Source organism: Streptomyces sp. NPDC026659 (assembly GCF_040638245.1).
Lineage (GTDB): Bacteria > Actinomycetota > Actinomycetes > Streptomycetales > Streptomycetaceae > Streptomyces.
Genome location: NZ_JBEZXY010000008.1, coordinates 169927 through 189536 on the forward strand (window position 1 = coordinate 169927; position 19610 = coordinate 189536).

Annotated in this window: 17 protein-coding genes; 8 read left to right on the forward strand and 9 right to left on the reverse strand. The window is 71.5% G+C overall.

Annotation, left to right across the window (positions count from 1 at the left end; all coding sequences use genetic code 11):
* Nucleotides 1-147 precede the first annotated feature (147 nt).
* Nucleotides 148-1434: a hypothetical protein gene (locus tag AB0E91_RS21315; RefSeq protein ID WP_361783997.1), complete on the forward strand. Its 1287-nt coding sequence runs from the start codon at nucleotides 148-150 to the stop codon at nucleotides 1432-1434.
* Here the strand turns inward: AB0E91_RS21315 and AB0E91_RS21320 are convergent.
* Complete coding sequence (locus tag AB0E91_RS21320; RefSeq protein ID WP_361784000.1) at nucleotides 1414-3780, reverse strand: NB-ARC domain-containing protein; 2367 nt, start codon at nucleotides 3778-3780, stop codon at nucleotides 1414-1416. The genes AB0E91_RS21315 and AB0E91_RS21320 overlap by 21 nt on opposite strands.
* Nucleotides 3781-4155: 375 nt before the next feature.
* Between AB0E91_RS21320 and rox the strand changes: the two genes are divergently transcribed.
* Both rox and AB0E91_RS21330 read left to right on the forward strand, forming a co-directional pair.
* The gene (gene rox, locus AB0E91_RS21325; RefSeq protein ID WP_361784003.1) at nucleotides 4156-5583 is read left to right on the forward strand and encodes a rifampin monooxygenase; all 1428 of its coding nucleotides are present in this window, start codon (nucleotides 4156-4158) and stop codon (nucleotides 5581-5583) included.
* 291 nt (nucleotides 5584-5874) lie between these two features.
* The gene (locus AB0E91_RS21330; protein WP_361784006.1) at nucleotides 5875-6987 is read left to right on the forward strand and encodes a glutamate--cysteine ligase; all 1113 of its coding nucleotides are present in this window, start codon (nucleotides 5875-5877) and stop codon (nucleotides 6985-6987) included.
* 182 nt (nucleotides 6988-7169) lie between these two features.
* On the opposite strand, the gene AB0E91_RS21335 is transcribed toward AB0E91_RS21330, so the two are convergent.
* A complete protein-coding gene (locus AB0E91_RS21335) occupies nucleotides 7170-7613 on the reverse strand; it encodes a universal stress protein (protein WP_361784009.1) in 444 nt (147 codons plus the stop codon).
* Between the two features lie 357 nt (nucleotides 7614-7970).
* Between AB0E91_RS21335 and AB0E91_RS21340 the strand changes: the two genes are divergently transcribed.
* Complete coding sequence (locus AB0E91_RS21340; protein ID WP_361784012.1) at nucleotides 7971-9398, forward strand: alkaline phosphatase family protein; 1428 nt, start codon at nucleotides 7971-7973, stop codon at nucleotides 9396-9398.
* A 266-nt stretch (nucleotides 9399-9664) separates the two neighbouring features.
* Here the strand turns inward: AB0E91_RS21340 and AB0E91_RS21345 are convergent, their stop codons facing one another.
* Entirely contained in the window at nucleotides 9665-10261 is a 597-nt protein-coding gene (locus AB0E91_RS21345) for a ScbR family autoregulator-binding transcription factor (RefSeq protein WP_361784015.1), read from the reverse strand.
* A 531-nt stretch (nucleotides 10262-10792) separates the two neighbouring features.
* Here AB0E91_RS21345 and AB0E91_RS21350 point away from each other — a divergent pair.
* Nucleotides 10793-11521 (forward strand): HAD family phosphatase, encoded by a 729-nt coding sequence (locus tag AB0E91_RS21350; protein ID WP_361784018.1) that lies wholly within the window; start codon nucleotides 10793-10795, stop codon nucleotides 11519-11521.
* A 32-nt stretch (nucleotides 11522-11553) separates the two neighbouring features.
* Here AB0E91_RS21350 and AB0E91_RS21355 read toward each other — a convergent pair whose 3' ends face one another.
* Together AB0E91_RS21355 and AB0E91_RS21360 are read right to left on the reverse strand one after the other, a co-directional pair.
* Nucleotides 11554-13299, reverse strand: a complete 1746-nt coding sequence (locus tag AB0E91_RS21355) for a TerD family protein (RefSeq protein ID WP_361784021.1) — start codon at nucleotides 13297-13299, stop codon at nucleotides 11554-11556.
* Between the two features lie 132 nt (nucleotides 13300-13431).
* Nucleotides 13432-13716, reverse strand: a complete 285-nt coding sequence (locus AB0E91_RS21360; RefSeq protein WP_361784024.1) for a DUF3761 domain-containing protein — start codon at nucleotides 13714-13716, stop codon at nucleotides 13432-13434.
* Here AB0E91_RS21360 and AB0E91_RS21365 point away from each other — a divergent pair.
* Both AB0E91_RS21365 and AB0E91_RS21370 read left to right on the forward strand, forming a co-directional pair.
* Nucleotides 13664-13972 carry a hypothetical protein gene (locus tag AB0E91_RS21365; RefSeq protein ID WP_361784027.1) on the forward strand — a complete coding sequence of 103 codons (309 nt, stop codon included), beginning with the start codon at nucleotides 13664-13666 and terminating at the stop codon, nucleotides 13970-13972. The two genes, AB0E91_RS21360 and AB0E91_RS21365, sit on opposite strands and share 53 nt — an antisense overlap.
* A 285-nt stretch (nucleotides 13973-14257) precedes the next feature.
* Nucleotides 14258-14875 (forward strand): TOPRIM nucleotidyl transferase/hydrolase domain-containing protein, encoded by a 618-nt coding sequence (locus tag AB0E91_RS21370; RefSeq protein ID WP_361784030.1) that lies wholly within the window; start codon nucleotides 14258-14260, stop codon nucleotides 14873-14875.
* 21 nt (nucleotides 14876-14896) lie between these two features.
* Here the strand turns inward: AB0E91_RS21370 and AB0E91_RS21375 are convergent, their stop codons facing one another.
* Nucleotides 14897-15652, reverse strand: coding sequence for an SDR family oxidoreductase (locus AB0E91_RS21375; RefSeq protein ID WP_361784033.1), 756 nt, complete (start codon nucleotides 15650-15652; stop codon nucleotides 14897-14899).
* 112 nt (nucleotides 15653-15764) lie between these two features.
* Between AB0E91_RS21375 and AB0E91_RS21380 the strand changes: the two genes are divergently transcribed.
* Nucleotides 15765-16376 carry a TetR/AcrR family transcriptional regulator gene (locus tag AB0E91_RS21380; protein ID WP_361784036.1) on the forward strand — a complete coding sequence of 204 codons (612 nt, stop codon included), beginning with the start codon at nucleotides 15765-15767 and terminating at the stop codon, nucleotides 16374-16376.
* Nucleotides 16377-16409: 33 nt separating this feature from the next.
* On the opposite strand, the gene sbnA is transcribed toward AB0E91_RS21380, so the two are convergent.
* From sbnA to AB0E91_RS21395, 3 genes are read right to left on the reverse strand one after another with little or no spacing between them, the layout of a single operon-like run.
* The gene (gene sbnA / locus AB0E91_RS21385) at nucleotides 16410-17480 is read right to left on the reverse strand and encodes a 2,3-diaminopropionate biosynthesis protein SbnA (RefSeq protein ID WP_361784039.1); all 1071 of its coding nucleotides are present in this window, start codon (nucleotides 17478-17480) and stop codon (nucleotides 16410-16412) included.
* 39 nt (nucleotides 17481-17519) lie between these two features.
* Complete coding sequence (gene sbnB, locus AB0E91_RS21390) at nucleotides 17520-18590, reverse strand: 2,3-diaminopropionate biosynthesis protein SbnB (RefSeq protein ID WP_361784042.1); 1071 nt, start codon at nucleotides 18588-18590, stop codon at nucleotides 17520-17522.
* Nucleotides 18587-19591 (reverse strand): TauD/TfdA family dioxygenase, encoded by a 1005-nt coding sequence (locus tag AB0E91_RS21395; protein ID WP_361784045.1) that lies wholly within the window; start codon nucleotides 19589-19591, stop codon nucleotides 18587-18589. The genes sbnB and AB0E91_RS21395 overlap by 4 nt, the downstream gene beginning before the upstream one ends.
* Nucleotides 19592-19610: the final 19 nt, after the last annotated feature.

Sequence of the window (19610 nt, forward strand, 5' to 3'; positions counted from 1 at the left end):
ACCCGAAACCCGAAACCCGAAACCCGAAACCCGAAACCCGAAACCCGAAACCCGAAACCCGAAACCCGAAACCCGAAACCCGAAACCCGAAACCCGAAACCCGGGGCCTTTGGGCTGACGGATGAATGGCTGATGTACGACGGTCGGGTGATTCCGTCCGCCATCGTGTTGTCCCATGCCGAACAGCTCGGCCGGCTCGCCGACGGCTGTCCGCAGGCGGTCCCCCGGGCCCATGTCGCTGGTGACCCCTGCCTCGACCAGCTGCGCGCCGGACTCCCCTTCCGTGAGACCTACCGCCGGTCCCTTGGTCTCCTCCCCGGCCAGCGCCTCGTGATCGTGTCCTCGACCTGGGGAGCGGGCTCGATCCTGGGCTCTCCCTTCGCCCGGACGATGCGCCGTACCCTCGCGGAACTCCCCGCCGAAGAATTCCGCGTCCTGGCCGCCATACACCCCAACGCATGGTACGCACACGGAGCCTGGCAAATACGCACCTGGCTCGCCCCGCTCCTCGAAAGAGGGCTCCTTCTTCCGTCACCCGAATCCGAAACATGGAAAGCAGCCCTCTGTGCGGCGGATTTCCTCATAGGGGACGCCGGATCACTCACGCTCTACGGAGTCGAACTCGGCATCCCCAGCATTCTGGGCGCCTTCCGGGACTCCGTCGTGTCCCCCGACTCCCCCCTGCGGAAACTGGGCGACGCACTCCCCCGTATCGACCCCACCAACCCCTTGCTCGACCAACTCGCGCACGCCGCCCGTACCCAGCGCAGCAACCCTGACCTCGCCGCGCTGCGCGGAAGCGTCACGTCGGAGCCCGGCAGATCGGCAGCCCTTCTGCGCCGGCTCCTCTACTCGAGCCTGAACCTGCCCGAGCCCGACCATCCCGCGACCACCCGGGCGATCCCCGTACCCGCGCTGCCGCAGGAGCACCTCCACCGTCAGCCTCATCTGCCCGCCCTGCTGGTCACCAGCAAGGTCACCGACGCCGGTCCGGCCGTGTCGCTGCGGCGCTTCCCCGGTGGTCTTCAAAGCACCCGGCGCGGTCACCTCGACGGCGCTCATCTGGTCGCCGACCCGGACGACCCGGACCCCCGCTGGCCCCGGTCGGCCGATGTACTGGTGCTCCCGCGCGAGCGGTGCCCACGGCCCTCGGAACTGAAGTGGTCCGCCTTCAGCGGCCGGTTCCCCGGGTGTGGGCTGATCGCCCTGGAGGGGGACGACCGGGGCTGCCTGGTCCTGTTCGACGATGACACGCGGCTGCGGGTGAGCTGGCTCGACCGTCCGGCGTGGGCGGACTTCACCGTCGCCGCGTCGGCGGTCCTCGCCTGGGCCCGCGCATCCCGGACGGGACACCGCCTGCCCGCACCGGAAATCCGGCTCACCGTCTCGGCGGGCGACGACCTGCCCCCGGCCCTATGCGTGCTCGCCCGCTGAGCCGTCCAGCCGTTCCCGCACCTCGTCCGCGCGGCCGCTGCGGGCCACGGTGAACAACTCCCGCGCGTTCTCCCAGTCCTCCGCCGCCCGACGGCTGTCGCCCAGGTCGCGGTGGAGGTCACCGCGCAGCAGATGTGCCACGGCCAGGTTGTACGGCGACTTCGCCTTCGGCAGTTCCGCGACGGCGGAGTCGGCGGCCCGCACCGCCTCGTCCAGGCGCCCGTACACACGCCGGTCCTCCGCGTACCTCAGCCAGCTCTTGCCGATGTTGAGCGCGATGTCCTTGCCCTGGCCGAGCGCCGCGAAGCGGTCCCGGGCCTCACGCAGGGTGCGCTCGGCGTCGTCGTGGCGGCGCAGGGCGGTGTAGGCGGCGGCCCGGTGGTAGGCGAGGAGGGCGAGACCACGGGGGTGTTCGACACCCTCCAGGGCCGCGACGGCCTGGTCGAGGAGGGCGAGGGCCTGCTCGGGACGCTTGAGCTTGAGTTCCAGCAGACCCAGCGCTTCCCGTGCGCTGGACTCCGTACGCCGCTCCCCCTCGCTCCGGTCCGGCGCCTCGGGGCGTACCAGGTCGAGTGCCGCCTCAAGATGCTCACGCGCCCGGCCCGCGTCGCCCTCCTCGACGTTCCAGCGGTCCAAGTGGGCGAAGCCGAGCTGGAAGCGCATCCGGGCGGTGGCCATCGGATCCGGGGCGCGCCGGGCGGCGGCGAGACCGGTCTCATGGGACTCGATCCACTCGGCGTGGCCGGCCGTACGCAGATAGAAGGTCCACAGGCCCTGGCACAGCCGCCATGCCTCCTCGTCCAGGCCGGTGTCGTGGGCGAGACGCACGGCGGCGAGCAGTCCGGCCCGGCGGCGCCCGAGTTCACGTTCGGCGTGGGTGTCGCGCCCGGCGGCGGAGCGTGCGTATTCCGCGTAGACGTTCATCGGGTCGTAGCGCCAACGCGAGGACAGTGCGGCTTCGCCGGACTCGGCGGCATGCAGGTAGTGGCGGACGAAGCGGGCCGTCACCTCCCGGCGCTCGGCCTCACCGACTTCGCGCTCCGCGACGCTCACGGCGTGGTCGTGGACGAGGGGGTGCAGCCGGTAGGTGTCGACGCCCTCGAACTCGACGAGCCGGGACGAGATCAGCTCCTGGAGGGCATGGCGTGCGGTGGACTGTTCACCGTCGGCCGCGAGCGCGAGCACGGTGTCCATCTGGAAGTCGACGCGGGGCACGATGCCGAGGTGCCGGTAGAGCCGGGCGGCGTCCGTGGCGAGACAGGTGTAGCCCGCCTCCAGTGCGCTGGGGAGGTTCGGCGCGTCGTCCACGGTCAGCAGCTCCTGTCGCGAAGTCCGGTCGGCGAGGCGGGCGGTGATGTCCTCCAAGGTGCCCGGGACCGGTGACTTCAGGCGCCCCGCGACGAGACGCACGGCCAGCGGCAGGCCGCCCAACTGCCGCACGATGGGCCGGAGTCGTTCGGGATGCTCGGTGCTGTGGCTGACCTTGACCAGAAGTTCGAGGGCGTGGTCGTCCTCGAGGGGCGACACGTCGACGGCTTCGAAGTCGAGCAGCGACTCCAGTGCGGGCGGGACCTGCTGACCGGTCATCAGCAGGACGCAGCTCGGTGAGTCCGGGAGCAGGGGCCGTACTTGGCCGAGTCTGGTCACGTTCTCCAGCAGGACGACCGTCGGCCGTCGGCGCACAAGTCGCCGCACCTCGGCCGCCTTTCGGTCGAGCGCGGCGGGGCGGTCCTGTCGTGGCACGCCGAGTTCGTCCAGCCAGCGCTCCAGGACGGCGGCGAGGTCGGCGGGGCGGCCGCGCTCGTCCGGCGCCAGGTCGGCGTGCAGGATGTCGCGGGGAAGTGCGTCCTGGTGGGACTGGAGCCACTGGCGGAGCGTGGTGCGCTTGCCCACTCCCGGCAGTCCGGACAGGAACATCGCGGTCATGCGGTGCGCGGCGGTGCAGCGTGCCCAGTAGTCGTTCATGGCACGGAGCACGGCGACGTTGTTGACGTAGTGGACGATGTTCGCGAAGGCGACCGGGGCGGGACTTCGCTCGATGGTCTCGCTCACGACGGTCCTCGCACGGTCCGCGAGCTCAGGGTGCAGGGCGAGCACACTCTCGAAACGCTGCGCCCATGCGGCGAACGCGGCCTCCACCGCGTCCTCGTCACCGGTGCGGCGCGCGTCGAGCAACGCCTGGCGCAGGTCCTCCAGTTCCGTCTCGACCGCCGTGTGTTCTCCGCGCGCACCCCGGTCGAGGAGCGAGACGAACCGCTTCTTGCCCCACCCCCACAGGTCCTGGAGAACCAGTCCCATGAGGCTGCTGGCGCACATGGCGGCCAGCGCCATCATCTCGGCTTCCACCGTTCTCCCCACGCTCCGGTCGCCGTCGTCCACCGACGGGACCAACCGTAGAGATCATCCAGAGGCGTTGGCACGTGTTCGTGGCAAAAGTCAGCCGTATCAAGACACCGAATCGGGGTTCCGGAAGGAGGGCGCGTCCGCGATGAACAGGACGAGACAGAAGTAGGGCCACTCCTCTCCCTATTAAACATATAGCGCAAGGGGGCCCTTGCGGCAAGGCCCCCTTGGTGCCTCAGAATGGGCGGCCGACGCCCGGAGTCGGGGGAAATCAGAGCTTCGCGACGTATCGACGCATTCATTGGCGTCCGGGCGCTCGTGCGGGCACCGAGGGTGTGCCGGGCGGGTGGATGGGCCGTCTTGTGGGACAGGGGATACATGGTTGACGTGATCGTGGTCGGCGGCGGGCCGACCGGTTTGATGCTGGCCGCCGAGATGCGGCTGCACGGCGTGCGGACGGTCGTGCTGGAGAAGGCGGCGGAGCCGAGCCGGCAGTCGCGGGCGCTGGGACTGCATGTGCGCAGTGTCGAGGTGATGGACCAGCGGGGACTGCTCGACCGGTTCCTCGAGCTGGGGAAGAAGTTCCAGGTCGGAGGGCCGTTCGCGGGCTTCGCCGCGCCGTGGCCGCAGGGGGTGGACACCGCGCACCCCTACGGCCTCGCCATTCCGCAGGTCGTCACCGAGCGGCTGCTGACCGAGCGCGCCGTGGAACTGGGTGCCGAGATTCGGCGCGGGTGCGAGGTGGTGGGGCTGAGCCAGGACGAGGAGGGGGTGAGCGCGGAGCTGGCCGACGGCACCCGGCTGCGGGGTCGTTACCTCGTCGGCTGCGACGGGGGCCGCAGCCTCGTGCGGAAGCTGATCGGGGTCGGCTTCCCCGGCCAACCCGCCACCGTCGAGACGCTGTTGGGCGAGATGGAGGCGACCGCCGACGCGGCGGCACTGGCCGCCGTGACGGCGGAGATCCGCAAGACCGAGCTCCGTTTCGGCGCGATGCCCCTCGGAGAGGGGGTGTACCGGATCATCGTGCCGTCCGAGGGGGTGACCGAGGACCGTACGAGCGCGCCGACCCTGGAGGAGTTCAAGCAGCGGCTCCGGGCCCTGACCGGTACCGACTTCGGGGTGCATTCGCCGCGCTGGCTCTCCCGGTTCGGGGACGCCACCCGTCAGGCGGAGCGCTACCGGGTGGGCCGGGTGCTGCTGGCCGGCGACGCGGCGCACGTCCATCCGCCGGTCGGCGGGCAGGGTCTCAACCTCGGTGTGCAGGACGCCTTCAACCTCGGCTGGAAACTGGCCGCCGAGGTCAACGGCTGGGCCCCGGAAGGACTGTTGGACACCTACCACGCCGAGCGCCATCCGGTGGCCGCACAGGTGCTCACCAACACCCGTGCGCAGTTCGTGCTGTTGCGGACCGACCCCGGCGTGGTGGCGCTGCGGGAGCTGTTCTCGGACCTGCTGGACTTCGAGGAGGTGAACCGGCACGTCACCGAGATGATCACCGCGGTCGCGGTTCGCTACGACTTCGGCGAGGGCCACCCCCTGCTCGGACGGCGGCTGCGGGACCTGCCGCTCAAGCGGGGGCGGCTGTACGAACTCCTGCACGACGGACGCGGGTTGCTGCTCGACGGGACCGGCGGGTTGTCGGTGGCGGGCTGGGACGACCGGGTCGACCACGTCGTCGACGTGAGCGAGGAGCTGGACGCGCCCGCCGTACTGCTGCGGCCCGACGGACACGTGGCGTGGGTCGGGGACGAACAGGAGGAAATGGCAAGCCAGTTGGCGCGGTGGTTCGGTACGGCGACCCGCTGAACCGTGGCGGGGCGGCTTCAGGCACCGGGCCGCCACGTCGCTCGGCGGCGGCCCGGTGCCCGCCCCGCTTCACCGCCGAGCGGCAGCCGACGCGAACGCCTCCAGGACTGACCCGCTCGCCCGAGGGCAGCCGGGAGACGACCCGGGCCGCGGGCACGCCCCGGGGGCCTCCGTACGGCCGGTCGGTCGTACGGCGTGGCGTCGCCCGGCGTCCACGGCCCCTGTCGCCGACGCTCGTGCGAGAGTCGCCGCAGGGAAACCGGACCCGGACCGGTCGAGGGAGGACGAGGCGTGCGGAGCGTCGGAGTGGAGGAGGAGCTTCTGCTGGTCGACGCGGAGACGGGTGAGCCCCGGTCCGTGTCGGCGGCGGTGCTGGCCTCGGCGGGCCGGACGGCCGGAGCCGCGGAGGACCAGGTGTTCGAGCATGAACTACAACGTCAGCAAGTGGAGTTCGCCACCCATCCGCAGACCCGGCGGGACGCGCTCGCGGCGGAGATCCGCCGCTTCCGCGCGGAAGCGGCGCGGCATGCCGAACGCACCGGGGCCGCCGTGGCCGCGCTGGCCACCTCCCCCCTGCCGGTCAGTCCCGCGCTGACCCCCGACCGGCGCTACCGCTGGATGGCCGAGCCCTTCGGGCTGACCCTCCAGGAGCAGCTGACCTGCGGCTGCCATGTGCACGTCTCGGTCGACTCCGACGCGGAGGGCGTCGCCGTACTCGACCGCATCCGCCCCTGGCTGCCCGTCCTGCTGGCCCTGAGCGCCAACTCCCCCTTCTGGCAGGGCCAGGACAGCGGATACACCAGTTTTCGCAGCCAGGTGTGGGGGCGGTGGCCCTCCGCCGGGCCCACCGAGATCTTCGAGTCCGCCGACCGGTATCACGCGCGGGTGCGGGAGATGGTCGGCACCGGGGTCCTGCGGGACGACGGGATGATCTACTTCGACGCCCGCCTCTCCCACCAGTACCCCACGGTCGAGATCCGGGTCGCGGACGTGTGCCTGGACGCGGACTCGACCGTGCTGCTCGCCGTTCTGACCCGCGCGCTCGTCGAGACGGCCGCGCGCGCGTGGCGGGCGGGGGAACCTCCGGCCCAGCACGGTGTGGCCCTGCTGCGGCTGGCCGCCTGGCAGGCCGCCCGCTATGGCCTCGGCGGCCCGCTGCTCCACCCCGGGACCATGCGTCCCGCGCCCACGGAGGAGGTGGTGCGCGCGCTGTACGACCACGTCCGTGACGCCCTGGACGACCACGGGGACGCCAGGGTCGCCGGGGACGTCCTGGCGGGACTGCTCCAACACGGAAACGGCGCCGTGGTGCAGCGCGCCGTCCTGGAGCGGACCGGCAGTCTGCGGAACGTGGTGACCGAGTGCGCACGGCTCACACAGGCGGAGCGGGGCACATGGCCTTGACCCCGTGACGGCACACACGCTCGCGGCCCCCGTGACGGCACACACGCGTCCGTGCCCCCGTATGGCGCACGCACACATGTGGCGGGGCGCGAACGCGTGGCCTGGTGAAGGCGCACGCACGCGACCCGGTGAAGGCGCACGGTGCTCCGACCGAGCCCCGCTCAAGCAGCCTGGGCCGGCTGTCAGGCAGCCTCGGCCCGCACGATCACCACCGGGCAGCTCGCGTGGTGCGACAGATGCTGGCTGACCGAGCCGAGCAGCGCGCGGGCGAACCCGCCCCGCCCCCGGCTGCCGACCACCAGCGCCTCGGCCCCCTCGGCGGCGCGCAACAGCACGTCGGGCGCGTTGCCGTGCACCAGATGCATCTGGACCGCGTCGAAGTCATCCCCACCGAGCACCTCGGTCAGCTCGCGCCGCATCCGGTCGCGGGCCTCCTCGGCGTCGACGTCCATGTCCACGGCGGGCGCCGACCATCCGTACAGCCCCGGCAGCTCCCACACGGCGACCGCCTCGACGGTGCCGCCGATCAGATCGGCGTAGCGCGTGGCCCAGCGCAGGGCCGCGTACGAGGACGGTGACCCGTCGATGCCGACGACGACCCTCGGCCTGGAGACACCCTCGTCCATCTGTCACACCTCTCGCCCGACCGGTCGCACTCTCCTCTCCACGCTGCGCGAGACGTCGCCGCACCGCCAGAGATGGGCCTCCGAGCGCATGACGGACACGCCCGTTCGGGCGAGCGCGTCCGTCCGCCGGTCGGCCGCCGGTCGGCCGCCCCCATGTGCGGCACCCCCATTCCGGGGCCCGCTCCTGACCTCATCGGCCCTCCATGCCAGGCCAGCGCTTTCCCATCCGTTGACCACATGTTCACCACCCACCCCTGACGCGTCACGCCCTCCCGGGCGGAGAGTGTTCGGCGGCCCGCGGGTCCGCCCGGGCCGCCGTCGTTCCGGAGTGCTTCTCTCGCTCAAGAAGGGGTACACATGGCCGAGTTGACCCGTCGTAGAGTCCTGGGTTCGGCCGCGGGCGTGCTGGGTGCCGCCGCGGCGATCTCCCTCCTGCCGCCGAGCGTCCAGAAGGCCGTGGCCGCCGGGCCGCCCGCGCGCGGTTCGCTGCGCGACATCGAGCACGTCGTCATGCTGATGCAGGAGAACCGGTCCTTCGACCACTACTTCGGCACGCTCTCGGGGGTCCGCGGCTTCGCCGACCGGCACGCCCTCACGCTGGACAACGGCGACTCCGTCTTCTACCAGCCGGACACCGTGAACCCGAAGGGATACTTACTCCCCTTCCACCTCGACACCCGCACGTCGAGCGCCCAGGCCATCCCGTCCACCAGTCACGCCTGGTCCGTGCAGCACCAGGCGTGGAACAACGGCAAGATGGACCAGTGGCTGCCCGCCCACCGCAAGGCCGACGGCGCCAACGGCCCCTATGTGATGGGGTACTACACACGCGAGGACATCCCGTTCCAGTTCGCGCTCGCCGAGACCTTCACGGTCTGCGACAACTACTTCTGCTCGGTGATGGGGCCGACCTGGCCCAACCGCCTGATGTGGATGACCGGTTCGATCGACCCGTCGGGCAAGAACGGCGGGCCGGTCATCAGCAACAAGGCACCGTCGCCGTACCGCTGGACGACGTACGCCGAACGGCTCCAGGCGGCCGGGGTCAGCTGGAAGGTGTACCAGCAGGACGACGACTACGGCTGCAACATGCTGGAGCAGTTCGCCGCCTTCCGCAACGCGCAGCCCGGTTCGGAGCTGTACGAGCGTGGTGTACGTCCGCAGCCCGAGGGCACCTTCGAGGACGACGCCCGCAACGACCGTCTTCCGGCGGTGAGCTGGATCATGCCGACGAGCTACCAGTCGGAGCACCCCGACTACCTCCCGGCGGCCGGTGCCGACTTCGTCGCCTCGAAGATCGAGGCCATCGCGTCCAACCCGAAGGTGTGGCGCAAGACCGCCTTCATCCTCAACTATGACGAGAACGACGGCCTGTTCGACCATGTGGTCCCGCCGACCGCGCCGCAGGGCACGCCGGACGAGTTCATCCAGGGCCTGCCGATCGGCGGCGGCTTCCGCGTCCCGGCCATCGTCATCTCCCCCTGGACCGTCGGTGGCTGGGTCGCCTCCGAGGCGTTCGACCACACCTCGGCGCTGCGGTTCCTGGAGCGGTTCACGGGGGTTGAGGAACCGAACATCAGCGCCTGGCGCCGGGAGACCTTCGGCGACCTCACGACCGCCTTCCGCTTCCGCGACAGCCGTCGTCGCCCGCCCCGGCTGCCGCACGACACGGCCGAGCAGCTGGAGAAGGCGAAGGAAGAGGTGGCCACGCTGCCGGAGCCCACGCTCCCCGGCGAGCAGCAGACCTTCCCCCGCCAGGAGCGGGGCCACCGCCCGCATGTGTGACAGACCCATGCGTGGCAGACCCATGTGTGACGCCCTCACGTGCGGCAACCACGTGTGTGCCGACCCCGTATGCGGCCACCACGTGTGAGTCGACCACATGTGGCACGCCCCCACCCGTCACACGCACATGTGACGACCATGACGCGTTCCGGACGGTTCACGCCCTCCGGAACGCGTCCACGCACCCCCGCACCCGCCCTGGCACTCGCCCCACGCACCACACGACCACGCCACCGCACCCCGCCCCGCCACCACACCCCGCCCCGTCACCGCGCCACCCGCAACGCCGGCAGCGTCAGCTGCCACCAGTCCGCCACCCGGTCGTTGACGGTCGCCGCGCCCTCGATGGCCTCGGTCAGCGAACAGAGGCCGAAGAACGCGCGGACCAGGGCGCGGGCGGCCCGGGCGGGCCGGACATGGGCGGCCAAGTCGCCGGTGACCCGCGCCTGGGCGAGCAGCCGTGTGACGGCGGCCGTCCAGAGGCCGAAGGGGTCGGGGAGCGTGACGTTGATGGTGTCGCGCTCGGCCCACAGGCGCGCGCCCGCGCGGGTCACGGGGTCCTCGGCCAGGGACTGGGCGATGTCGTAACTCAGGGCGACGAGCCGGTCCATCGGCGGCACCGCCTCGTCGGTGTAACGCGGGGCGAGCTCCGGCCAGTTGGCGAAACGGTCCTGGACGACGGCGAGGGCGATGCCCTCCTTGCTGGCGTAGTGGAAGTAGATGGACCCGCTCGTACGGCCCGACCTGGCGCTTATGTCGTTCACGCTGGTGCCCGCGTAGCCGCGTTCGGCGAAGAGTCCGGCCGCCGCTTCCAGGAGTGATCTGCGGGTTGCTCTCGCCCGTTCCTGCAACGTCCCGTCCACCCTCGCTCAGCCTGCGTGACTGCGGAGAATGTAGTGCGCCCGCGTGCGCCCGGAGCACCCGACGGCCATACTCGCGCGGTTATTGCGTATTTCTTTCGAGGATGAACGCCGACGGGTGGCAATCGGCCCGATCCGCCGCCATTTCGACACCGGGCCCGCACTCCACGCCCCCACGCGAGATGCCCAGACCCACCCGGCGATCATGCCTCAACTCGCCCCGAAACAAGTCGCTTTGAGGACCGATGCCGCCACCGCGCCGCACACCGCTCCCCCGCGCCCCATACACCCCGCCACCCACCTCAGTCGATAACTCCTTGTAGTCATTGCACGGCTCTCCGGCGCGAAAATAACGTAACGAATGCGATGTTTCCGTTTGGTCATGGAAGACCAGGAATGCCCGCATTCTCTGCGCTCAGGCACTCAGGCTCCGCCGAGCAGGCGCACATTCCCGGCGCGTCCGGCACGCGGGACACCGCCAGACCGACACCGCGGCCATGCCGCGCGCGACTGCTCGCTCCCCAGGAGGCCACCGTGACCACCACGGCCCATCCCCTCTTCAACTGGTCCCCCGGTGCCGTCGTCTTCGACTGCGACGGCACCCTCATGGACAGCGAACGTCACTGGCAGGACGCCCGCGGCCGGGCGTTCCGGGACTTCGGGCTCCGTGCGCCTTCGGGATTCGCGGAGCGGGCCAAGGGCGTGCACTACGCGGACTGCGGGCGGCTCATGGCCGAGTCGGTGCACAAGCCCGAGCTGACCGCCGACCTCACGACCGCCCTCCTCGGCCACTTCCTGACGCTCGTCGCCGACGACCCGGTGACGATGCCGGGCGCCGTCGAGCTGGTGCGCTCGCTCTCCGGCCGGCTGCCGCTGGCGGTGGCCAGCAACTGCCCGGCGGAGGTGGTGGAGGGCAGCCTGGAACGGGCGGGGCTGCGGGAACACTTCCGGTATGTCGTCGTACCGTCCACGGGGCCGGAAGGCGCGGTACGCCCCAAGCCCTGGCCGGACGTGTACGCCACCGCGGCCCGCCTCTGCGGTGTTCCCCCGGAGCGGGCGCTGGCGGTGGAGGACTCCCCGACCGGTATGGAATCGGCGCGCCGGGCCGGACTGCGGGTCGTCGGGCTCGGCCCCCGCCCGGACGACGCCCAGGCGGAACACGCCGAACACGCGGACCTGTGGGTGCCGGCCCTGCACAGCCCCGAACTGCTGGACTGGGCCGCCTCCTGGGCACCTGCGGCGTCGGGCGGCGACGTCGAATAGCCTCCGCCCGACCGGAGTCCTTCAGGGCGCCGCTAGGAGACGTCGACGCCGTGGGCGCGGGCGAGTCCTTCGAGTCCGTCGGCCCAGCCCTGGCCGAGGGCGCGCAGCTTCCACACCTGGCGGCCGGCGGTGGTGTGCCGGTACACCTCGGCGACGGCCATGGCGCGGACGTCGGGGTCGGCGGGCGGCTGGAAGCTCCATGCCTGGCCGGTGCCGCTGTCCAGGTTCAGGGCGGCATGGGTGAGGGCGGCACAGGTCAGGCCCGTGTCGACATCCATGTTCAGGGCGATGGTGACGCGGTGGACGTGCGGGGGCAGCGCGGCGGGGCGCAGGGACGCGCGCTCGACCGTGTGCGGCCCCTCGGTCTCCTTGCCCAGCAGCCGGGCAGCGCCCGAGGCGCCGTCGGGCTGGTTGTAGAAGACGAAGTCCTCGTCGCCGCCGACCCGGCCGTCCGCGCCGGTCAGGAAGAGCGTCAGATCGGCGTCGGCGCCCGCGAACTCGAAGGCGATCCGCAACTCCTGCCATGCCTCCTCGGGAAGGACGACGCTCTGCCCCTGGGTGAGCGTGGTCGCGGCGGTACGCCCCTGTGGTGCGTCCTGTTGCTTCCACTCGGCGAAGGGGCGGATGCGGTAGGGGTCCGGGAGGGCGGCGGAGTGCGCGTCGGGCACGTTCGCGCGCAGGTCGCCGTCCAGCCCGGCCAAGGTCGCGTCGCCGGTCACGGAGTCGTCCGCGTCGCCCGCCGAATCGTCCTGGGCGCCTTCGAGGAGGCTTCGCAGACCGGGCAGTCTGCTCACGTCCAGCGGCTTGAGGGTGCTGGACAGGTTCCCGGCGACGGTGGTGGTGACCGCGCAGACGACGGCCTGGCCGATGTCGAGGAAGCGCAGTGCGTCCTCGGTCTGCTGCCAGGGCCCGGCCTCGATCACCTGGCGCGTCCAGCGGCCGTAGGCCACGAAGCCGAGCCGCTGGGTGTTCGGCAGGCGGGTGAGGACGGCGAGGTCGATCGCGGTGATGCCCGGCGCGGTGGCGAACGCCTCCTTCAGCGTGGCGACGATGTTGGAGCCCATGGCGGTGAGCCACCACAGGGTGCGGTCCCGTTTGGTGAGCTTCTTGAGGGTGGGGCGGCCGGTGGGCGTGACACCGGGCGTCTGGTCGGGCAGCGCGTCGATGTCCGGCTGCCGCATCACGACGGAGAGGACCGAGCCGTCGACGCCCACCGCGCAGCCCGAGGCGGGGTTGTCGGCGAAGGCGTGGTTGACCGCCGCGCACACGATCTCCTCGTCGTTGGCGATCAGGGACCACCACCACTGGTCGGCCTCGGCGACGAGCCCGGTGTACGCCTCGCGCAGCCTGGCCTCCTCGGCGGCGAGGTATCCGAGGGCGTCCTCCTCGGCGCGCCGCTTCGCCGCGTTGCGCGCGCTCCGCGCGAACACCCCGAGCCCGGCGAGGTGGTGGGCCTGTGCCTCCGCCAACGCCCAGGCCAGATGCAACTGTTGCGGTTCCGGCACCACGGGCGGTGTCAGTGTCGGGAAGGACTCGAGATGGACGCTGGTCATCTGCCGCCGCAACTCATGCAACTCGGCGATGGCCGCGTCCCGTTGGGCCTCCTGCTGGGCTCGCTCGGCCTGGCGGCGGGCCCGTTCCAGCTGAGCGGCCGAGGGGGCCACGGTCCGGCGTCCCGCCTGAGGGCGACGGCCGCCGCGCAACGCGCTGGACGTCTGGAACGGCCCGACGCCGGAGGAGATCCGGGTGCCTCCGCTGCCCGTGCTGACGCGCGCCATCCGGGGTCCGACGGAGGCGCGCACGCCTCGCGTCGAGACCCGCACGCTCATCCCGGGTACGCCCACACGAAAGCCGAAGCCCACGGTTCTCCTCTTGTCCTTGACTGGGTCGGGCCGCTGACGAGGTCGTGCCTATCTGAAGAAGATGGCGACGCCGCCGTGGTGCGAGCAGGCGCCCTGGTGATGGGCGGCAAAGCTGTAAGAGCCGTCGTTGCACTGGGCGGTGGCCCCGCTGGGGTGGGACGTACCGCCTCCGGAGGCGGAGGAGCCACCCGACGAGGACCCGCCGGAGGACGAGGAGCCCCCGGACGAGGAGCCGCCACCCGAGGTGGAGGAGCCGCCGGAGGACGAGCCGCCGCCCGAAGTGGTGGACTTCGCGGCCGAGTTGCCCGAGGCGGGCTGTGCCGTCCTGGTCACCGTGACCGTCGGACGCGGCTCGGGCGTCGCGGTGACCGTGACGGTCGGCGCCGGTGCGGGAGTCTGCGTCGCGGTCGCAGTGACGGTGACCTTCGGGCGCGGCGCTCCGTCGCTGGCGGAACTCGATCCCCCGCCGCCGATGGCGGACCCGGCGACGAGCAGCGCGATGCCGCCGGCCCATACGCGCTTGCGCTTGTACAGCGGCCGGATGTCGGGCATACGGACCGGCTCGGGCGGCTGGACACCCCACGGCTGACCCGGCTGATACTGACTCACGCGAAGACCCCCCACGACGAACACCGGCCACTTCCGGCCCGGACAGTTGAGGACTTTACAAAATCTCCTCACGACATGTGCACCCTCGTTACACAACCGGGACAACACGCGGCACCGAACCGATCACACCGCGCAAGCATCCGGACGGTGCCGGAAGGGGCATCCTGGGCGATGCCGGGCCGACCGGACGAGCGCCCGGCCGAGCACCCGGCCGGTCGGCCGAAAATCCCTGCCGTGTCGGCCGATGAGGGCGGAGACTCGTGTCATGGCTGACATGGGGGCGTTCCGGGAGGCGGCAATCGCGTGGGCGGCCGGTGGGCCCGGCGACCGGGCGTGCGAACTGGCCGGGCAACTGCCCGTGCGGACCGTCGTCCTGCTCGAAGGGCCGAGCGACGCGGCGGCGGTCGACGCACTGGCCGCGCGCCGGGGCCGGGATCTGGCGGCCGAGGGGATCTGTGTGCTGCCGATGGGCGGCGCGACGAACGTCGGGCGCTTCGCCCGGCTCCTGGGACCGCCCGGCCTGGGCCTGCGCCTCACGGGACTGTGCGACGAGGCGGAGCGTCGCTACTACGTCCGCGCCCTGAGACGGTCCGACGCCGTGCGCCAGGGGTTCTTCGTCTGCGCGGCGGACCTGGAGGACGAACTGATCCGCGCCCTGGGCGTCTCCCGGGTGACGGAACTCATCCGGACCGAGGGCGACTTGCGCCCGCTGCAGACCTTCCTGCGCCAGCCGGAACAGCGGGAACGCACTCCGCAACAGCAGTTGCGCCGCTTCCTCGGCACGAAGAAGGGCCGCAAGATCCACTACGGCCGCGTCCTCACCGAGGCCCTCGACCCGGACGACACCCCCGCCCCACTGGCGGAGTTGATGGCCGGCCTCTGACACGAACCAGCCGCTCCCCCGCTACACCGCCGTGTACCCCCCGTCCACGGTGAGTGTGGCGCCGTGGATGTGTGACGCCTCGCCACTTGCCAAGAAGGCGACGGCGGCGGCCACTTCGGCGGGGGTGCCGCCGCGCCGGGCGGGCATCCGCGTGATGATCGGGGCGAGGTGTTCCTCCATCGCCGCCACCTTCTCGGTCAAAGTGGGGCCGGGGGCAACGGTGTTGACCCGGACGCCGTGCGGCCCGTACTCGGCCGCCCACGACATGGTGAGGGAGTGCACGGCCGCCTTGGTCATGCTGTAGAGCGCCGAACGCGCCGAGCCCCGCAGGCCGTTGATGGAGCCGAGGTTGACCACGGCGCCGTGTCCCCGCTCGGCCATGGGCGGGGCCAGCAGGCCGGTGAGGAGGAACACCGACCGCACGCTGACCGCGAGCGCCTGGTCGATGGTCTCCTGCGGGACGTCGGCGGTGGGGGTGGGCGCGAGGAGGAGCGCCGCGTTGTTCACGAGGATGTCGATCCGGCCGCCCGCCGCGTCAAGCGCGTCGGCGGCGAAGCGGCGGATCACGTCGGCGCCGCCGGACAGGTCGGCCCCGACGAAGGCCGCCGCGCCGCCGTCCTTCTCGATGCGGGCCACGACCTCCGCGCCGCGCCGCTCGTCGCGTCCACTGACGACGACGAACGCGCCCTCGGCGGCAAGCGTCGTCGCGATGGCGGCGCCGAGGCCCGTGGTGGAACCGGTGACCAGGGCCGTACGCCCGGTGAACCGCTCAGTCATGATGCCGTGCCTTCCGTGCGGGACCGGTTCCATGCGCCGAACCGGCCGGGGGCTGCCCAAGCTGCCACCCGAAAAATGGACCTGCAAGTCCAGAAAATGGCAGGATGACGGCATGGCACGACGACTCACCGCCAAGGGCGCGGCCACCCGGCAGCGCATCGTCGAGGGAGCCGCCGAGGAGATCCGTGAGCGCGGCGCCACCGAGACGACGTTGGACGACATCCGCGCCCGCACGGCCACCAGCAAGAGCCAGCTCTTCCACTACTTCCCGGGCGGCAAGGAGGAGTTGCTGCTCGCCGTCGCGCGGTACGAGGCCGACCGCGTCCTGTCCGACCAGCAGCCCCACCTCGGCGCGCTCACCTCATGGCGGGCCTGGTGGGACTGGCGGGACGCGGTGGTCGACCGCTACCGCGCGCAGGGGCAGCGCTGTCCGCTGGGCACGCTCACTTCGCAGCTGACCCGCGCGTCGCCCGGCGCGCAGGCCGTGACCGCGGAGCTGCTCGCCTCGTGGGAGGCGCAGATCGCGGCGGGGGTACGGGCCATGCGGGACCGGGGCGAGATCCCGCCCGGTGTCGACGCCGGCCGTACGGCGGCGGCCCTGCTCGCCGCGGTCCAGGGCGGTGTGTCGATCCTGATGTCGACCGGCTCGCTCACGCACCTGGAGGCGGCACTGGACCTGGGCATCGAGCGGCTGCTCGGCGCGCCCGCGCGCTCGACGGACTGACCGGGTCCGGCGCGGGCGCGGCATCACATGTCGTCACGGCCGGCGGTCGGGCTCGCGGGGGGCCGGGTCGTCCGGCTCCAGGGTGGCGGCGAGCTCGCCGTCCAGGAGCTGGTCGCCGTCCAGGATCTGGTCGCCGTCCAGGATCTGGTCGCCGTCCAGGATCTGGTCGCCGTAGAGGTCCTGGAGCCAGTTGGTCTGGTAGATGGTGTCGAGGTAGCGCTCGCCGAGGTCGGGGGCGATGGCGACGGCGGTGATGTCGGGGGTGCCGTGGCGCGACAGCCATTCCGTCGCGCCGCTGACCACCGTGCCCGTGGAGCCGCCGAACAGGAAGCCGCGCCGGGCCATGCGGTGGCAGGCGCGGATCGTGTCGGCCTCCTCGACCCGGACCACCTCGTTGACGTACGACTCGTCGAGGAGCGGGGGTCTCATGCTCATCCCGAGCCCGGGGATCATGCGGCGGCCGGGTTCGCCGCCGAAGGCGACCGAGCCGACGCTGTCCACGGCGACGATGCGCACCGGCCGGTGCCACTGCCGGAAGTAGCGGGCGCAGCCCATCAGGGTTCCAGCGGTGCCCGTGCCGACGAACAGCACGTCCAGGCGCGGGAAGTGGCGGGCGATCTGCGGTGCGGTGGTGCGGTAGTGCGCCTGCCAGTTGCCCGGGTTGGTGTACTGGCTGAGCCACACGTACCGGTCGTCCGAGGCGCACAGCGAGCGGACGTACTCGAGCCGGGTACCCAGGAAGCCGCCGTTCTCGTCCAGGTCGGCCACGATGTGGACCCGGCTGCCGAGGGCCTCCATGAGCAGCCGGGTCGACAGGTTGCACCGGGAGTCCGTCACGCACAGGAACCGGTAGCCCTTGCTCGCGGCGATCATGCTGAGGGCGACGCCCAGGTTGCCGGACGAGGATTCGACGATGACGGAGTCCGGCTTCAGGATGCCGTCCCGTTCGGCGCTCTCCACCATCTCGTTCGCGGCCTTGAGCTTGATGGAGCCCGCGAAGTTGAAGCCCTCGCACTTCAGGTAGAGGGGGTGGTCGACGACCGGCTTGAGGTCGACGAAGAGGTGGCCTTCGTTGAAGTCATGGGGAGCGGATATGACGGGCACGGTGGGCCTCCTGGTACCGGGGACGGGTGGCAGACCGACTCAGCCGTACCGGCGCAGGTCGTGGAAGAAGTGGTCGATGACGCGGAGGTCGCCGGATCTCGCCGCCTGGTCGTAGACGTACTTGCCTACGGCGAGGTCGAGGACGCCGAGTCCGAACGGCGAGAAGATCACCGGCCGGTCGGCGGGCGGGGCGGACCGGCCGAGCATCACGTCGTTGAGCGTGCCGTTGAGGAAGTCCCGGTCGCCGGTGCGCTGTTCGACCAGGTGGGGGGAGGTGTCGGCCTTGAGGCAGTGCTCGACGTCGTCGACGAAGTTGGCCGAGGCCAGCAGGACTTCGGGGGCGAGGTCGCGCAGGGAGATGTGCAGGACCACGGGGTTGTGCTTGAACAGCGCGGGGTCGGTGACGTGGGGCTCGCCCGCGATGGTGGCGAAGACGACCAGGTCGCTGTCGCGGATCAGGTCCTCGGACCGTTCGTGGACGGTGACTCGGGCGGTGGTCCCGCTCTGTTCCAGGTAGCCGCGGAACCCGGCGGCGCTGTCGGCGGCGACGTCGTGCACGCCGATGGCGTCGAACATCCAGCCGGTGCCGGCGAGGAAGGTGTGGATGTAGCGGGCGATGAGGCCGGTGCCGAAGAAGCCGACACGGGTCGGGCGCTGCCGGGTGCGGCTGAGCCAGTCGGCGGCCAGCGCGGCGGAGGCCGCCGTCCTGGTCGCGCTGATGATGGAGCTCTCCAGGCAGGCGAACGGGTAGCCGGTCACCGGGTCGTTGAGGATGAGCACCGCCGAGGCGCGCGGCAGCCCGGAGCGGACGTTGTCCGGGAAGCTGGAGATCCACTTGATCCCGTCGACTCCCTCGGAGCCGCCGAGGGAGGCGGGGAGCGCGATGATGCGCGAGCTGGGGCGGTCGGGGAAGCGCAGGAAGTACGAGGGCGGGTTGACCGACTCCCCGGCGCCGTGCAACCGGTAGGTGGCCTCGACCAGTTCGGTGATCTGCTTCTCGCGTCCTTCGAGCGCCTGGCGCACCTGGTCGCCGGAGATCACGGCGAAGGAGGGCACCGAGGGCGGCTCGGGCGCCACCGGCTGTTCGGGGGTGGTGAGCTGGCTGGTCATCGTGTGCCCTCCTGCGGGGTCGGGGCGCCGTCGGCCAGGCGGCGGGGCTCGGCCATGCCGACGAGCACCTGCCGGTCTCCGGTGAAGGGCTCTCTGCTGTGCGCGGTACGGATGTTGTCGACGAGCAGCAGGTCACCGGCCTGCCAGGGCTCGCGCCTGGTGTGCTTCTCGTAGGTGTCGTTGAGCACCTGGACGACGTCCTCGCCGATCGGACTGCCGTCGCCGAAGCGGGTGTTGAACGGCAGGCCGTCCTCGCCGTACTCGTCCACCAGGTACTCGCGGACCTCCGGGGCGAGCGTCCACTCGTTGAGGAAGGCGATCTGGTTGAACCAGCACCGCTCGCCGGTGACCGGGTGGCGGACCACGGCCGGGCGGCGCTGCGCGGTGCGCAGGGAGCCGTCGGGCTGCCAGGTGAAGTCGATGGCGTGGGCCCGGCAGTAGCGCTCGATCTCGGCGCGGTCGGCGGTGCCGAAGGACTCCTCCAGCGTGGCGCCGATCTCGTCGTTGTAGGAGCGGGTCAGCAGCCAGCCCTCGCGCTCGAAGCGTTCGGTGACGTCGGCGGGGAGCGCCCGAAGGATCTCGGTGGCGTCGGCCACGGCCGTGGCGCCGCCCTGTTCGGGTGCGGTCAGGCAGGCGAAGAGCATCAGGCCGGGCGGTTCGAGGGTGTAGCTCAGCTCGTGGTGCATGCACATCGGCTGGTTGGCCGGCCAGGTCGTGGAGGAGTAGAGCCCCGGGCCGAACTCCTGGCGGGGCGCGAAGGATTCCCGCTCCGTCAGCAGACCGCCGGTCAGCCGGGAGAGGACGGCACCGATCTGTTCCGTGTCGCGCAGCCCCAGACCACGGATCAGCAGCGCCCCGTGCTCGGTGACCTGAGTGCGCAGCACCTCGCGGTACTGGGCCGCCCAACTCGTCACGTCGGCGGGGGTGTCGACGTGAGCCACCGCCGGTCGGTCCGGCCGCGACTCGACATCGAGCGGTGCGGCCAGGGATGAGGTCGACATCTCGGTTCTTCCTTTCGGT

What these genes read in the sequence shown, in the direction of transcription:
- rox (WP_361784003.1), top strand. Translation starts at nt 4,156, where the DNA reads ATGGTTGACGTGATCGTGGTCGGCGGCGGGCCGACCGGTTTGATGCTG.
- AB0E91_RS21335 (WP_361784009.1), bottom strand. Translation starts at nt 7,613, where the DNA reads ATGGACGAGGGTGTCTCCAGGCCGAGGGTCGTCGTCGGCATCGACGGG.
- AB0E91_RS21340 (WP_361784012.1), top strand. Translation starts at nt 7,971, where the DNA reads ATGGCCGAGTTGACCCGTCGTAGAGTCCTGGGTTCGGCCGCGGGCGTG.
- AB0E91_RS21355 (WP_361784021.1), bottom strand. Translation starts at nt 13,299, where the DNA reads ATGGCGCGCGTCAGCACGGGCAGCGGAGGCACCCGGATCTCCTCCGGC.
- AB0E91_RS21370 (WP_361784030.1), top strand. Translation starts at nt 14,258, where the DNA reads ATGGCTGACATGGGGGCGTTCCGGGAGGCGGCAATCGCGTGGGCGGCC.
- AB0E91_RS21375 (WP_361784033.1), bottom strand. Translation starts at nt 15,652, where the DNA reads ATGACTGAGCGGTTCACCGGGCGTACGGCCCTGGTCACCGGTTCCACC.
- AB0E91_RS21380 (WP_361784036.1), top strand. Translation starts at nt 15,765, where the DNA reads ATGGCACGACGACTCACCGCCAAGGGCGCGGCCACCCGGCAGCGCATC.
- sbnB (WP_361784042.1), bottom strand. Translation starts at nt 18,590, where the DNA reads ATGACCAGCCAGCTCACCACCCCCGAACAGCCGGTGGCGCCCGAGCCG.
- AB0E91_RS21395 (WP_361784045.1), bottom strand. Translation starts at nt 19,591, where the DNA reads ATGTCGACCTCATCCCTGGCCGCACCGCTCGATGTCGAGTCGCGGCCG.